This is a genomic window from Polyangiaceae bacterium (assembly GCA_016715885.1).
GTDB lineage: Bacteria > Myxococcota_A > Polyangia > Polyangiales > Polyangiaceae > Polyangium.
In genome coordinates this window covers 260,807-274,582 of sequence record JADJXL010000028.1, presented here as the reverse complement: position 1 = coordinate 274,582, position 13,776 = coordinate 260,807, and the positions used below count along the sequence as shown (strand labels likewise).

Below are 13,776 nucleotides of genomic sequence, written 5' to 3'. Positions count from 1 at the left end.
GGCGCGCTCAGGCTCCGAATCCCTTGGTCTCGTGAAATTCACCCAGGCTGAAGCCGGATTCTTCGAGCGCCTTGCGTACGCCTTCGGGATTTTTTTCTGCGGTAATGGACGTTCCTTCGGGCGTGCGCCGGACGATGGAAACTTCTTCCGGTTTTGGCAAGCAGTCGAGCAGAATAGGAGAATGCGTGGTGACGATGATTTGCACGCGTTCGCTCGCCTCGCGCAGATACTCGGCCAAACCTTTCAATGCCGAGGGGTGGACATGATTCTCGGGTTCCTCGATGCCGACGAGGCTCGAATCCGATTCGCCAAACAGGGCGGTCATGAAGGCGAGCATGCGCAGGGTGCCGCTGGAAATGCCCGCCTGAGGAACCGCAAAGTTCCCCCCGTATTCCTTTTGCGAGAAATAAGCCTTTCCATCGAGAGGCGATATGGCGAGCGTAATCGCTTCGGGGACGCCAAGTACGTGACGCGTTGCTGTAACAATTCGATCCAATGTCTGTTCGCCCGCGTGAGCATTCTTTATTGTATATAAACGTGCCGCAAGGTTGGCTCCATAAGGGTCCAATTTGTCTCCCTCTGTCATGTGGGCCGCTCCGCGCAGAAGCGGAGGGCTAGGATCAAAAAATCCCCAGCGACTTACGAATTCGGCGACATGTCGCGCTGGGAAGGACTCATCCGTGCAAGCGATCGCGAGAGCACAAGATGTAAGGTGCAACTTCAAAGTAACCCGATCATTTCTGGCCTGCGTCGACGTCCACCAGACTTTACCTCGCCTAAATTCCAATATCTTTGTCGTCGAGTTATCATCATTGAGCTTGAACATTTCTTCGACAACGCTGAAGGTCATCGCGTCGCCATAAAGAGTGACAGTCCATGAATATCGCGCGCCAATGTCGTCGAGAAACGTCGTCTCGAGCGTGATTTCAATGGGAAAGCCCTCTCCCCGCCATCCAAGGTCTTTGCATCCGCCCCGGCTTTCAATACTCTCTATAAAGTCCTTCGCCCGAACCCCTTCCGACAAAAACCGCAATGCATCGAGCACGTTGCTCTTGCCGCTCGCATTCGCGCCGATGAGCACGTTCATCGAGCCGAGCGAAATGTCGACGTCTTTGAGACTGCGGTAACGACTCGCCTTGAGGTTCGTGAGCTTCATGGGCCGCTACAGCATCTGCCTGCAAGCACGCGCGTCGTCAACGCAGATCGCGTTTCATCGGACGGACGTCCGCAGCGAATGGCAATGATGGGATCGGGGAAAAGCGAATTCGGTAGGACGAACAAACTCAACTCGAACGCATGGCGCGCTCGATGCGCCTCACGCCGCCGGGGTTGCCTTCACGACGTCCGTGATGCCCTGCACGCTCTTCGCGCTCTTCGCAAGCATCGCTTTCTCGTCGTCCGAGAGCTTGATCTCGAGGATCTTCTCGACGCCGCGGCCGCCAATGACGACGGGCACGCCCATGTAGAGATCCTTGTAGCCGTATTCGCCTTCGAGGTACGCGGCGCAGGCCAAGACGCGCTTTTGGTCGAGCAAAAACGATTCGGCCATCGCGACGGCCGCCGATGCAGGCGCGTAGTAGGCGCTCGTGCCCATGAGCTTGACGATCTCGCCGCCGCCCGTACGCGTGCGCGCGATGATCGCGTCGATCTTGTCCTTCGCAAGGAACTCGGTCACGGCAACGCCGTTGATCGTGGTCGCGGAAAGGACGGGGACCATGTCGTCGCCGTGTCCGCCGAGGACCATCGCGCGGACGTCCTTGATGCTGACGTTGGCTTCACGCGCGAGGAAGAGCTGGAAGCGGGCGCTGTCGAGCACGCCGGCCATGCCAACGACACGCTCGCGGGGCAGGCCCGTCGCGCGCTTGAGCTCGTAGACCATGGCGTCGAGCGGGTTCGAGATGACGATGATGAAGGCGTCGGGGCAGTTTGCCTTCACGCCGGCAGCGACGCTGCGGATGATGGGAAGGTTTGTCGCGACGAGGTCATCGCGGCTCTGGCCGGGCTTGCGCGGGATGCCGGCGGTGACGATGACGACGTCGGCGCCTTTGCAGTCGGCCCAGTCGCTCGTGCCTTTGATGTTCGCGTCGTAGCCGATGACGCTGCTGTTTTGCTCGAGGTCGAGCGCTTTGCCTTTGGCGAAGTCGGTCTTGGCGGGGATGTCGAAGAGGACGATGTCACCAAGCTCCTTGCGTGCGCAGAGTGCCGCAAGTTCGCCACCGATGTTGCCTGCTCCAATGAGTGCGATCTTCTTCCGAGTGCTCATGCGCCGCCTTTAGCACCCCGGCCGCCTGAACTAAATGCAGTAGGTGCCGCGCGCAAAAGTTGCGCTAACGTCGCGCCTCATGGTGGACATCGAACAGGTCCGAGCCGCACTTCGTACGACACTGAACAGCACTGATCTGGGTGCTCTGGGGACGAAATACGAAGGGAAAGTCCGCGACAATTACACGACGGGCGATGGTCGTCGGTACTTGGTGTCGACCGATCGCATCAGCGCTTTCGACAGGGTGCTCGGGACGCTTCCGCTGAAAGGGCAGGTGCTGAACCTGCTTGCTGCGCACTGGTTCGAGGCGACGAAAGACATCGCGCCGAATCACGTGATTTCGGTGCCGGATCCGAACGTGCTGGAAGCGAAAGAGTGCACGCCGCTGCCGGTGGAGATGGTGGTGCGTGCGTACGTGACGGGGGTGACGTCGACGAGCATATGGACGCATTACGCGAAGGGGGAGCGGGTGTTTTGTGGGCATCGTTTGCCCGATGGGTTGAGGAAAAACGAACGGTTACCTTCGCCGATCCTGACGCCGAGCACGAAGGCGCCGAAGGGTGGCCACGACGTTTCGGCTTCGCGCGATGAAATTTTGGCGATGGGGCACATCGATGCGCGTGACTTCGATCGAGCGGCCGAGCTTGCGATGGCGCTCTTCGCGTTCGGACAAACTCGATGCAAAGAGCGTGGGCTGATCTTGGTGGACACGAAGTACGAGTTTGGAAAGACGAAGGAGGGGGAGGTCGTGGTGATCGACGAGATACACACGCCGGACTCGTCGCGGTTCTGGTTTGCCCGGACGTACGACGAACGATTTGGGAAGGGTGAGGAGCCGGAGTCGTTCGACAAGGAGTACGTGCGGAGGTGGCTCGCGGCTGCGGGTTTCACGGGTGATGGAGCGATTCCTACGATCCCGGACGATGTGCGCGTGGAGGCGTCGAGGCGTTACATCGAGGCGTTCGAGGCGATCACGGGGGCGGCTTTCGTGCCGAATTTGGAAGAGCCGAGCGCGCGGATGAAGCGGAATTTGGGGTTGTAGGGGCGAGCTGCGATCACATGTCGAGCTCGGACTTACCGAGCCAGTAGCAAGCCAGGAGTGCTGGAATCTTCAGCGCTTGCGCTTCGATGTCGCCGTTTGTCGTTTGGATCGACACGCCCAGCGGCATCACCGAAAAATCCTGGATGTCTTTCGTGATGACGTAGCCTCGGGGGATCTTGCGTACTTCGCAGAAGTCGCGCAGTCCCCGAAGTTCGCCGGCTCCGGTGCTCTGCATGCTGCGGTACTTGACCTCGAACGGGATGAGCCGGCCTTCGACTTCGGCGATGAGGTCGACCTCGCGGTCGCGTTTGCCGCGCCAATAGGAAAAACCGATGCTCCGGGCGTAGTAGCGTGTGCATACGTGCTTGAAGAAGGCTGTCTCCGCGGCCAAGCCCAAGGCCGTTTCGTCTTCGAGGAGCGACTGACCTTTGAGCAAGACCGACGGAGCGATCGCGGGATCGGCCAGGTAGATCTTGTAGCGGGCGCGCAGGACTTCCTTGCCGTACCCGAAGGGCGCGAGCTTGTGGATGAGGTGCGTGGCTTCGAGCAGATCGATGAACCCGAGCACCGTGGGGCGCTTGAGTGCCAGGTTTGCGCAAAGCGCCTGCACGTCGAGCAGTCCTCCGCCGTGCAGGCACAAGTACAAGAACGTTTGCTCGAGGCCCAGAATCTGCCGCACACCGAAGAGCGCGGTCATGTCGCGCTTCAGGACTTTGTCGACGATGTCTTCGCGCAGGAGCTTCTGGGCGCCTGAAATGCTGTCGACCAACGCTGTTTGAGGAAACCCGCCGCGCAGCAGGTATTCGTGGAAGTGGGCCACGAGAGGCTGGGCATCGGCCGATACGGTGGCGAATTCGACGGGACGCCATTGAAAAAGCCGCGCGAGCGTATCGACTTGCGGCAAGTCGGGCGTTTGTACTTTCTTGAGCTGAAGGTACTCGAAGAAAGAAAGCGTCGAGAGCTTCAGCGTGGACCAGCGTCCCACACCGGATTCCTGGCCTTCCGTGACGAGCGGCGTTGCCGAACCCGTCACGGCGATGCGGCGGCTCTTGTTGAAATCGACTTGGTGCTTCAGCCACACCTGCCAGTCGCGGACGCTCTGGATTTCATCGAGGAACAGGTATTCGACTCCGCCGCTTTCTGGTTCGAATTCCCGCCAGAGCCGGATGAGCCCTTCCAGGCCGAGCAGCTTCAGCAGCGGATGGTCGAACGTGGCGTACAGAATTTTGTTGGCCGGGACGCCTTGATCGACGAGCTCCTGAATTACCTGCAAAAAAAGGGTAGTCTTCCCGATTTGCCGCGCGCCAGAAAGCAGTAAGGCACGCGGGGCGGGGGGCGACTTCATCCAGTCGAGCACGTCTTTGAACGCACGCCTGCGCCATCCGGGCAGGTCGGGCACACGTGCGCCCCTCCACCAAGGGTTGTATTGGCGCAGGACCGTAAGGAGCTCGGCAACGTTGGCAATCATGGGAAAGTTGCTTCGGGTGCGGATTTAAGTAAACTATACTTGACTTAAATGACGTAGCCAAGCTGTTTCGTCGCGGGAGGGGGCATGAACGCTCACGTGAAGATGTTGGTCGGCGTCGTCACCGGCGCACTGGCTGGGTTCGCGTGGCGTCTTCTGCCCGGAGATGGCCGCTGGCTCGGCCTGTTCATCGAATACGTGGCGCAGCCCGTGGGGCAGATCTTCCTGCGGCTGCTCTTCATGCTCATCGTGCCGCTGCTGTTTTCAGCGCTCGTGATCGGCGTGTGCGGGCTCGAGCTGAAAAGCGTGGGGCGTATTGGGCTTCGTACGCTCGGGTACACCGTGGTGGTTTCGACGATCGCGGTGCTGATTGGGCTGGTGCTGGTGAACGTGCTGCAGCCCGGGGCCGGATTGCCCGATGAACTGCGTGCGCTGGCCAAGCAGACGGCGCTCGTGCAGGCGGTGCCGAAGCCGCCGGATACCAAGGTGGTGACGCAGATCGTGCAGATGGTGCCCGACAACGTGCTGAGGGCAGCGGCGAGCGGCGACATGATCGGCCTCATCGTCTTCGCGCTGCTCTTCGCGGTGGCGTTGTCGTTCGTGGAGACGCAAGCGTCGAAGCGGCTGCTCGAGGTGATCGAGGGTCTGTACGACGTGATGATGAAGATGATCGACGGGGTGCTGAAGTTGGCCCCGATCGGCGTCGCCGCGCTGCTCTTCACGATGGCCGCGCGTCTTGGTTTGGGGGTGATGAAACAGCTCGCGGCGTACGTGGGCGTGGTGCTTCTGGGGCTGTCGATTCACATGTTCGGCGTCTATTCGCTGTCGGTTCGCTTCCTTGGAGGCCGCAGCCCTGTGCGCTTCTTCGCCGACAGTCGGCTGGCGATCGTCACCGCATTCGCGACGGCATCGTCGAGCGCGACGTTGCCCACGGCCATCAAAGTTGCCGAGGAAAACCTGAAGCTGCCGACGCACGTGAGCCGATTCGTGCTCACGGCGGGGTCGGCGATGAACCAGAACGGCACGGCACTCTTCGAGGGCGTGACGGTGCTGTTTTTGGCGCAGTTGTTCGGCGTCGAGCTTTCGCTGACGCAGCAGTTCGTCGTCATGGTCATCTGTATCCTCGGCGGGATTGGCACTGCGGGCGTGCCGGCTGGTTCGCTGCCGGTCGTCGCGATGATCCTCGGCATGTTCGGCATTCCGCCCGAGGGGCTTGGTCTCGTGCTCGGCATCGACCGCTTCCTCGACATGTGTCGCACGACGCTCAACGTCACGGGAGACTTGGCGGCAGCGGTTTACGTGGCGAAAGGGGCAGCGTCTTCCGCGAGCAGCGAGCCGACGCAGAGTTGATGTCGCGCGCGGATTACGCGGTGGCGGGAGCTGGTTCCTCTTCGCGATGGGGCGGCGGCGGCTTCCAAAGGAGCCAACCGACGTAGCCTGGGATCATCCACACGCCGAGCGCGAGGTACGGCGTTACGTAGCCGCCGGAGATCGTGATGAGTTTGCCGATCAGTGGGGCGAAGAGGATGTAGGTCATCGATTGCGCAGCGGCACCCATGCCGCTCGCAGCGGACACCTCGGAAGGGTGAACGCGCGCCAAGTAATCGGCCGTGATGATGGCGAACATGCCGCCACCTCCGGCCATGCCGATGCCTGCGATGAACATGCTTTCCCATGGTGTGCGGCCAAAAGGCGTCATGGGAATGAAGAGCGTGAAGAGGATGGCCAGGGCGAAGAGAGGGCGGTCGGGTGCGCCGTCGGGGCGATGGCGTTTGCGTGCGCTTGCAAAGTGGCCGAAGAGGATGGAGCCGGCGTCGAAGAGCAGCGGCGGCAAGACCATGTAAGGGCCGACGTCCACTTGCGCGACGTGATGAGCTTTCTCGAGGTACTTGGCGCCCCAATTGAGGACGAATCCCAGGGATGGAGCGATGGCGGCGATGCCGAGCGATGCGCGTAGCACGGCAGGGTGAAACGCGACGGCTCGTGACGACGTTTTCGGTTTGTCCGGTACGCGTCGCTCGTCGAGCAACTCACGGGCCGGACTTTTCCAGGCAAACGCGAGCCAGAGCGGAATCCACAACAGACCGATGGCGGCAGTACCGAGAAATGCCGCCTGAAGCCCCCAGTGTTTCAGAAGAAACGTTGCAAGAGGTGGGGCAATCATCGCTCCAATCGAGCTGCCGGTAAAAAGCACGCCAAACCCACGCGCTCGTTCTGCTGGGGAAAGCGAGCGTTGTACGGTCTGAGCGGCACCTGGAAACGAAGGTGCCTCGGCCAAACCCAAGGCAATACGCAGAAAGAAGAGCACGCCAAACCCAGGGACGATGGCGTGCAGGGCTGAAACGAGCGACCAAACGAGCACCGCGCCCAAGAGACCTCGACGCGCACCGACGCGATCGACGAGTGTTCCCGCAATCGGCGCTCCGACGAGATACGCCAGCGAAAAGGCGCTCATCAAAAAGCCGTATTGCGTCTCCGAGATGTCGAAGGTCTTCGTGACGGTCGGAGCGAGCGCCGCAAGTGCCTGACGATCGACGTAGCTCACTGCCATCGTCAGCGTGGCCACGATGGTCAGAGCCCAAGCGTGATTGCGAGAGATCACCGAATAGCCGGCGTTGGTCGATGCGGTCGTCATGGTTTGTCATGTCCTGCTGGCAGGACATTCGAGACTCTATCAGGGGCCTTGCTGAAACCGCAGCACGTCGTCAGCCTTCACCCCGAGGGCTCGAAGCGCGCTCACGAGCTTGGAACGGTGCAGTGAAACGACCGTCGGCATGCCGCCTGAGATGCCGAACTTTTCGAGAAAATTGAGCCCGCTGTCGAAGGGCGCTGCAAACGTCACGTTTTCCGCGTCGATCACGACCGCGACCTTCGCGCGTTCCTGTCCCAGAAGCAGCAGAAGCGTCTTGTCGTACGGACCCTTGCGGTTTGTCGCGTCCACGATCGCAAGGGACGGCTCGATGCGCTCGAAGTCCCGCGCAAGGCGTCGCGATTCCATCTCGAGCGGTAGAAGCTCGGCCCCAGCGGCGTCGATGGGCTCCCACAAGGAACCATCGGCAAGCCCGGTCGCGAGGTGTCTCACGATGATGCCGAAAAGCGCGTGATCTCGTGGTCGCGCGCGAAGGGCTCGATCGAGGCGTTGCGCAATGGGTCCCGCGATGCCGATGCGCGTGTCGATCGCCCGCGCATCGTCGTCGCTCCCCGGGTACGGCTCGATGCCGCCGCGTATCCACTTCGCTGCGCTCACGAGCCCATCGAAGTCGCCATGACAAACCAAGGTGTCCACGCGGCCCGTGCGAGCGACGACTTCGGGCGTGATCATTTCCGGACACGCGCCGTGCTCGGCCTTGGTGGACAGGATGAACCGGGCGTCATGCGCGAACCGCGCGTGGTGGCTGCTGTCGTGATGGTCGATCCAGGCGACCAGACGGCTTCCAAGGCCCTCGATGAGCGGCAACGTCGTTTGCTCGAAGCCTTTTCCTCCGGCCTCCGAGGCGAAGGCGATGTCGACGACCGCTACGTTGCCTCGCAGGTCTTTTGCCCGCGGGAGCTTTCGTGGAGTAGCAAAAGCCAGTTCGATGGATGTTTGCATCATCAGGCGCTCGTCAACGTCCCTCGTGCCGCCCCGGGTATCGAGCAGGGGCAGCTCGATCCGGCGCTGTGGATCCACATGGCACAGGGGCGAGCGAAAATGGAGACGAACATGAAACGTGGTCTCTTGGCATTGGGATGGCTTTTTGCGGGGGCTTTGGCTGGATTTGGAATGTGGGGCGGCTCGTCCCCAGTGCCCGAAGCCCTCGCGGGTGAACCTGCCGGGCCCAAGGACGTAACGGGCCCGGGGTGCTTGATCAAGGGCACATACCCACCGGTGAAAGGCGCCAAGGTTTTCGATCAGGCGACGGGTGGCGAGCTCATCGCGACCCTGACCGGTGCCTACCTTCCCATGACACTTTTCGAGATTCCATTCGATCCGGGTTCGTCGCGCGCACGCCTGGCCACCTCCACCGGCAGGGGCAATCTGCGCATCGAAGGGTATGTGAAGGCGTCGAATTTACCGCTCTACACAGCACAAGACATATCCGTGCACGGCGCCACCGTTTGGATTTCTTCGGCGCAGCGCGTGAAGATCGTACGCGCATCCAAGAGCTCGCTCACCGTGGAGATGGCGGTCGGCGGTACGTTGAAGCAAACCGTCCGCGCCACGGCTCCGTGCGATGCGTTTTCGTTGGCCAAAGGTGCGCCCCAGCCCATCGAGCTTTCGCCGAAGGGTCGGTCGTACATGACCAAAAAGCAGAAGATCGAGCTGTACGAGCAGCCGAACGGCAAGGTGGTGTTCACGCTGAACATGATGGAGGGCACGGGGCAGCTCTTCTGGGGCGACAAGATTCGTCAGGGGTTTGTCCACGTCCTTTCGCGCAACGACTTGACCATCGACGCATGGGTTCCGCTGAAGGACCTCGAGCGGATCAAAAAGGACGAAATGATGGATCAGTACACGCCGCCGGTGACGCCGATATCCGGAGCAACGCTTTCCTTCGACAAACCACCGCTCGTGGGTCGCGCGACGCAACCGATTCCCATCCGCGCCAAGCGTGACGAAAGTGCCAAACCGGTGGGCGTGATCGAAGCGGGCGCCGAGTTTTACATCTTGGAGACGGTCACCACTTGGACCAACGTCATGCCCAAGCACCTTGGCGTGTTGCCCCCGGACGACGGCGGATTCTGGATCCCGTCGAGCGAAGTGCCCAAGTGATCGCGTAGCCATTGCGCGCGCCCGCCATCACGGCAACCATGCGCCCCATGCGCATCCGCAAAGCGCTCGCACCTTTCTCCGCACTGCTCACATGGTTCGCCGGCGCATCCACGTCGATCGCGGCTCCCGCTTCCCCCAGCATCGTCGCTCCCGCGGCCGCGGGCCAGCAAGCCCTCGCTGCGACCACCATCGACGGGGCCATCGTCGCCAAGGTTTGTCCGGGTACCGCTGGGTGTAGCCCCACCGGCGGCACCTCGATGGACGTGCCTGCCGATGCTGCGGCGCTCATCAAAAAAGGCGCACGTTTCGACGCGCTGAAGCTTGCCGGCGGGCGCCACGTCGTGCGCGTCGTCGCCGATGGATCCAGCGGCGAGCGTTTCACCATGCTCCTTGCAGCGCCGCCCGCGGGCAAAGGCGAGACGCCGATCGCCATCTGGAGCGGTTTTACCGGCCAATCCAAAGGCGAATACGGCGAGGAACGCGTCAACGTCGTCGTCGAAGAAAAGCTCGACGATGGTCTGCGCATCATCGTTGGCGAACATCGCAACGACGTAACGATGTGCGGAAGGCCCGCGCTCGTCGCCGCGCGCGACGTCGATCCTGCGACGATGACGCTCAGGCGTGGTGCGAGTGTGCAGAGTTTGTCGGAGGCCGATCGCGCCGCCGCCGTGAAGCTCACCGCAAAGCTCGTCACCGATCCGCGTCCCTTGCCCGTCGTGTCGCTTCTGCGTGCGCAGACGGCATCAAGCGCGGTGGGCAAAGCGATCGGCACGCTCACCGATGGAGACCTGGAAACGGCTTGGTCCGAAGCAAAAACGGGCATCGGTCGTGGCGAGTTCGCTTCGATGTCGTCATCGAGCGACATCGCCATCTCGTCGCTGGAGTTCGTCGTTCGGCCTCCGACAACGGATGTCACCGCTGGTGCGGCGCCGAAGGTGTTTTACCTTGCGACATCGGACAAACTTTTCGAGGTCACGCTGCCCGAGGACGCATGGCGCAAAGCTGGCGCACGATTTGAAATTTCGTTCCCAAACGAATTGTCGACATCGTGTTTGTCGCTCGTGCTGGACAGTGCGTTTGCCCCGGCTTCCGCCGACAGCGCGCGCGTTACGATCGCCGAAGTGGTTGCACGAACGTCGCTGGACGACCGAACGCCGGAAGCGCTCGTCGAGCTGCTTTCGGGTGGGCAGCCACGGAGCAAAGCGGCCGCCGCACTGCTCGAACGAGCGGGCAAAGCGGGCGCCGATGCAGCGATGAAGGGCTACGACAAACTGGACGAATCGGGGCAACGTCTTGCAGAAGGCATCATCGATGCGTCGCCGTGTTCCGCTCATGCGCCGTTTTACGTGCGCACGATGGGCGAAAAGCTCGAAGCACGAGGTCCGAAGCGACGGAGGAGCGACGTCGATCCCTCCCTTGCTCACGCGACCGATCGAGTACGCCGCTGCGGGCGAGCAGCCGCGCCAGCGCTGACCGACCTCATCGCAAAGGCGAAACCTTTCGTCAAAGTTGCCGCGGCTGCCGAGCTTGCGTTGATTGCGCCGGCCGAATCCGTGACCGTTCTCATCGACGAGCTCGCGACGTCCGACGATGCCTTACGTCGCGAGATGCGCACGTCGCTCGCGCATGCCGCGAAGAACGAGCGTGCGCGGTCCGTGTTCGCCACCGAGCTCGAACGCGATCGTTTTTCCGCACGAACCGACGTCGTGAAGGTCGACGTCCTTCGTTCGCTCGGATCGCGTATTCCAAGCGTAACCGGTGCCCGAGATGCTTTCTTGTCGTTGTGGGCCCCGGAAGCGCCTTTCCGAACGCGATATCTGCTTCTCGGGCCTGCTGCGGAGCTAGCGCGATCCGGCGACGAACGAGCGCTCGGATTGCTCACCGAAGCACTTTCGAAAGACGAGAACCCGCACGTGCGTTTGCGAGCTGCGCAGGTGGCAGGTCGCGTGCCGTCGCTGAGATCGCTGCTCATTCGTGCCGTCGACGATGGCGAAGTGCGCGTGCGCGAAGCCGCCATCGAAGCATTGGGCACGACGGACAAGGACGCGGAGGTTGCGCCGCCGTCTGCCGAGCTGACTGCGGCCCTCGAAGGGCGACTGAAGAAGGATCCCTTCACGTTTGTCCGGGTACGTGCAGCGACATCGCTCGGACAATTGCCCGCAACGCCGGCGTCCGACGCGGTCCTTGCCGGTGCACTTCGCGACGCTGCACCGGATGTTCGAGCTCGCGCGATCGATGGCTTGGCCGTGCATCGTGCGAAGAATCAAATGCCGGCGTTGCGTCAAATCGCTGACGCTGATGAGGAGTCGGCCGAGGTGCGATCGCGCGCGATCCTGGCGCTTGGCGTGTTGTGCGACGCGTCGAGAGTTGACGCGTGGACCAAGCTCGCGCGGCTATCGGTGCAGGGCATGTCCGACGGCGAGCGGCTCATTGGAGCAGCGGCCATTGCTGCGCTTGGAGACGTCAAGCCGAAGGATTTGGCCAAGCGTTTGGCGCCGCTGCTAGATCCCAAGGCTCCTCGCAACGTAAGGGAAGCGGCACGAGCGGCACTCGAGACGCAGTCGGGTTGTAAATAGGAAAGCCTCTTTTGTTCGCGCGGTTTTTTTGCTGCGTTCCCGAGATGCGATCCAATGATGGATACGCCACACTAACTCGTGTAATTTCCAGCTGCTCGGAGGTACGTGACGCAGGTGAACACCGCGGCCGAGAATATCAAGCCTGGAACGCTCGTTGCCGAGCGTTATCGCGTCGTGCGTCAGCTCGGTCGTGGCGGCATGGGTGCGGTTTTTCTCGTCGAACACGTACACACCGACGAACAGCTTGCGCTGAAGATCCTGAGCGCGTCGGTTGCATCGGACAAAGTCGCGATCGAGCGCTTTCGGCGTGAAGCGCGGACGCCTGCGAGGATCAACAGCGATCACGTCGTGCGCGTGACGGACGCGGATGTCGCCGAGGATCTCAACGGCTTGCCGTTTCTCGTGATGGAGTTTTTGCGCGGCGAAGGCTTGGAAAAACGCGTCGAGCAGCTTGGACCGCTCCCGCCGGAAGAAGTGGTTCTGTACTTGCGACAAACCGCACGAGCGCTCGACAAGGCCCACGCGCTCGGCATCATCCACCGCGATCTCAAGCCGGAAAACCTTTTTCTCACGACACGTGAAGACGGCACTCCATGCATCAAGATCCTCGATTTCGGCATTGCCAAAATCACGGGTGATGCGTCGCGCGAGCTCGTGCGATCCGCAGCAACCACGACGGGACAGATCTTCGGCACGCCGCTCTACATGTCCCCGGAACAAGCCAAGGCCGACAGCTCGAAAGTTTGTCCCCAAACGGATGTCTGGGCACTCGGCATCATCGCATATCGTCTGCTGACGGCGCGCGACATCTGGACCGCTGAAACGATCACCCATCTCATCGCGCAGATTGCGTATGAGCCGATGCCCATTCCGAGCGAGCACGGTTCGCCGCTCGGGCGCGACTTCGATGCGTGGTTTGCCGTGTGTTGTGCCCGCGAGTCATCGGATCGTTACGCGTCGGCGGGTGAAGCCGTCACGGCGCTTGCCAAGGCTCTTGGCGTGGTCGAGCTGCCGTCGATGACCGATCGTCCGACGGGGCGGTTCGTCCTGGAAAAACTCCTGCCGCCGGCATCGTCGCACGCCGTCACGATGAACGATTTGCGAAAGGATCTTCTGTCGGAACGTCCGTCGGATGCTCCATCGTCGGATGCAGACAAGAAGAAATCGGGCGGACCGTTCACGCTGACGGGGCAAATCGGCACGTCGTCGTCCCTTCCTCCGCCACGGCTTTCTGCGCGTGGAAACACAAAGTTCGTCGCAGCCTTGACGACGTTGGCCATCATCGCCGCCGTGCTGTTTTTCATGTGGCGGTTCGTTTCTCAGAACGCGCCGGTCGTCGACGGGAGCAGGTCGAACGAGGACAAACCTGCCGCATCACCGACGTCTCCAGCGATGGCACCTGCAGCCGTCGCGGTTCCGTCAGCGCAGGCCACGACCAGTGCAGCGCCCGCCGTGCCATCTGCAGCCACGCCTGCCGTTGCTACGAGCGCGGATGCTGCCAACCCGGCTACGAAGACAGCATCGTCGGCGGCGACACCTCCTGCTGCACCCGCGACGACACCCATCAAGATCAGGCGCAAGAAGCCCCCGTCCGATCCGCTTTTTGGTCGTCACTGATCGGGCAGCGGGCGCGTCGAACCACCACCTCCCCTCGATGCTGGCCCTTTGTTTCGGTTT

At 61.8% G+C, this 13,776-nt stretch carries 10 protein-coding genes; 5 read left to right on the top strand and 5 right to left on the bottom strand.

The features are described 5' to 3' along the window. Positions 1 to 7 precede the first annotated feature (7 nt). Complete coding sequence (locus tag IPM54_42340) at positions 8 to 1,156, bottom strand: AAA family ATPase (protein MBK9266415.1); 1,149 nt, start codon at positions 1,154 to 1,156, stop codon at positions 8 to 10. Positions 1,157 to 1,315: 159 nt separating this feature from the next. Beyond that, positions 1,316 to 2,263, bottom strand: a complete 948-nt coding sequence (gene mdh, locus IPM54_42335) for a malate dehydrogenase (protein ID MBK9266414.1) — start codon at positions 2,261 to 2,263, stop codon at positions 1,316 to 1,318. A 79-nt stretch (positions 2,264 to 2,342) separates the two neighbouring features. Between mdh and IPM54_42330 the strand changes: the two genes are divergently transcribed. Further along, complete coding sequence (locus IPM54_42330; GenBank protein ID MBK9266413.1) at positions 2,343 to 3,305, top strand: phosphoribosylaminoimidazolesuccinocarboxamide synthase; 963 nt, start codon at positions 2,343 to 2,345, stop codon at positions 3,303 to 3,305. A gap of 13 nt (positions 3,306 to 3,318) precedes the next feature. Here the strand turns inward: IPM54_42330 and IPM54_42325 are convergent, their stop codons facing one another. After that, a complete protein-coding gene (locus tag IPM54_42325) occupies positions 3,319 to 4,773 on the bottom strand; it encodes an ATP-binding protein (GenBank protein MBK9266412.1) in 1,455 nt (484 codons plus the stop codon). Between the two features lie 84 nt (positions 4,774 to 4,857). Here IPM54_42325 and IPM54_42320 point away from each other — a divergent pair, with 84 nt between their 5' ends. Beyond that, the gene (locus IPM54_42320) at positions 4,858 to 6,120 is read left to right on the top strand and encodes a dicarboxylate/amino acid:cation symporter (protein MBK9266411.1); all 1,263 of its coding nucleotides are present in this window, start codon (positions 4,858 to 4,860) and stop codon (positions 6,118 to 6,120) included. 13 nt (positions 6,121 to 6,133) lie between these two features. Here the strand turns inward: IPM54_42320 and IPM54_42315 are convergent, their stop codons facing one another. Both IPM54_42315 and IPM54_42310 read right to left on the bottom strand, forming a co-directional pair. Continuing rightward, positions 6,134 to 7,405, bottom strand: coding sequence for an MFS transporter (locus IPM54_42315; protein ID MBK9266410.1), 1,272 nt, complete (start codon positions 7,403 to 7,405; stop codon positions 6,134 to 6,136). 39 nt (positions 7,406 to 7,444) lie between these two features. Further along, the gene (locus IPM54_42310) at positions 7,445 to 8,362 is read right to left on the bottom strand and encodes a hypothetical protein (GenBank protein MBK9266409.1); all 918 of its coding nucleotides are present in this window, start codon (positions 8,360 to 8,362) and stop codon (positions 7,445 to 7,447) included. 111 nt (positions 8,363 to 8,473) lie between these two features. Here IPM54_42310 and IPM54_42305 point away from each other — a divergent pair, with 111 nt between their 5' ends. The 3 genes from IPM54_42305 (at position 8,474) to IPM54_42295 (ending at position 13,716) form a co-directional block, all read left to right on the top strand. Further along, positions 8,474 to 9,523 carry a hypothetical protein gene (locus IPM54_42305; protein ID MBK9266408.1) on the top strand — a complete coding sequence of 350 codons (1,050 nt, stop codon included), beginning with the start codon at positions 8,474 to 8,476 and terminating at the stop codon, positions 9,521 to 9,523. Positions 9,524 to 9,570: 47 nt separating this feature from the next. Next, the gene (locus tag IPM54_42300) at positions 9,571 to 12,099 is read left to right on the top strand and encodes a HEAT repeat domain-containing protein (protein ID MBK9266407.1); all 2,529 of its coding nucleotides are present in this window, start codon (positions 9,571 to 9,573) and stop codon (positions 12,097 to 12,099) included. A 114-nt stretch (positions 12,100 to 12,213) separates the two neighbouring features. Next, positions 12,214 to 13,716, top strand: a complete 1,503-nt coding sequence (locus tag IPM54_42295; GenBank protein ID MBK9266406.1) for a serine/threonine protein kinase — start codon at positions 12,214 to 12,216, stop codon at positions 13,714 to 13,716. Positions 13,717 to 13,776 lie beyond the last annotated feature (60 nt).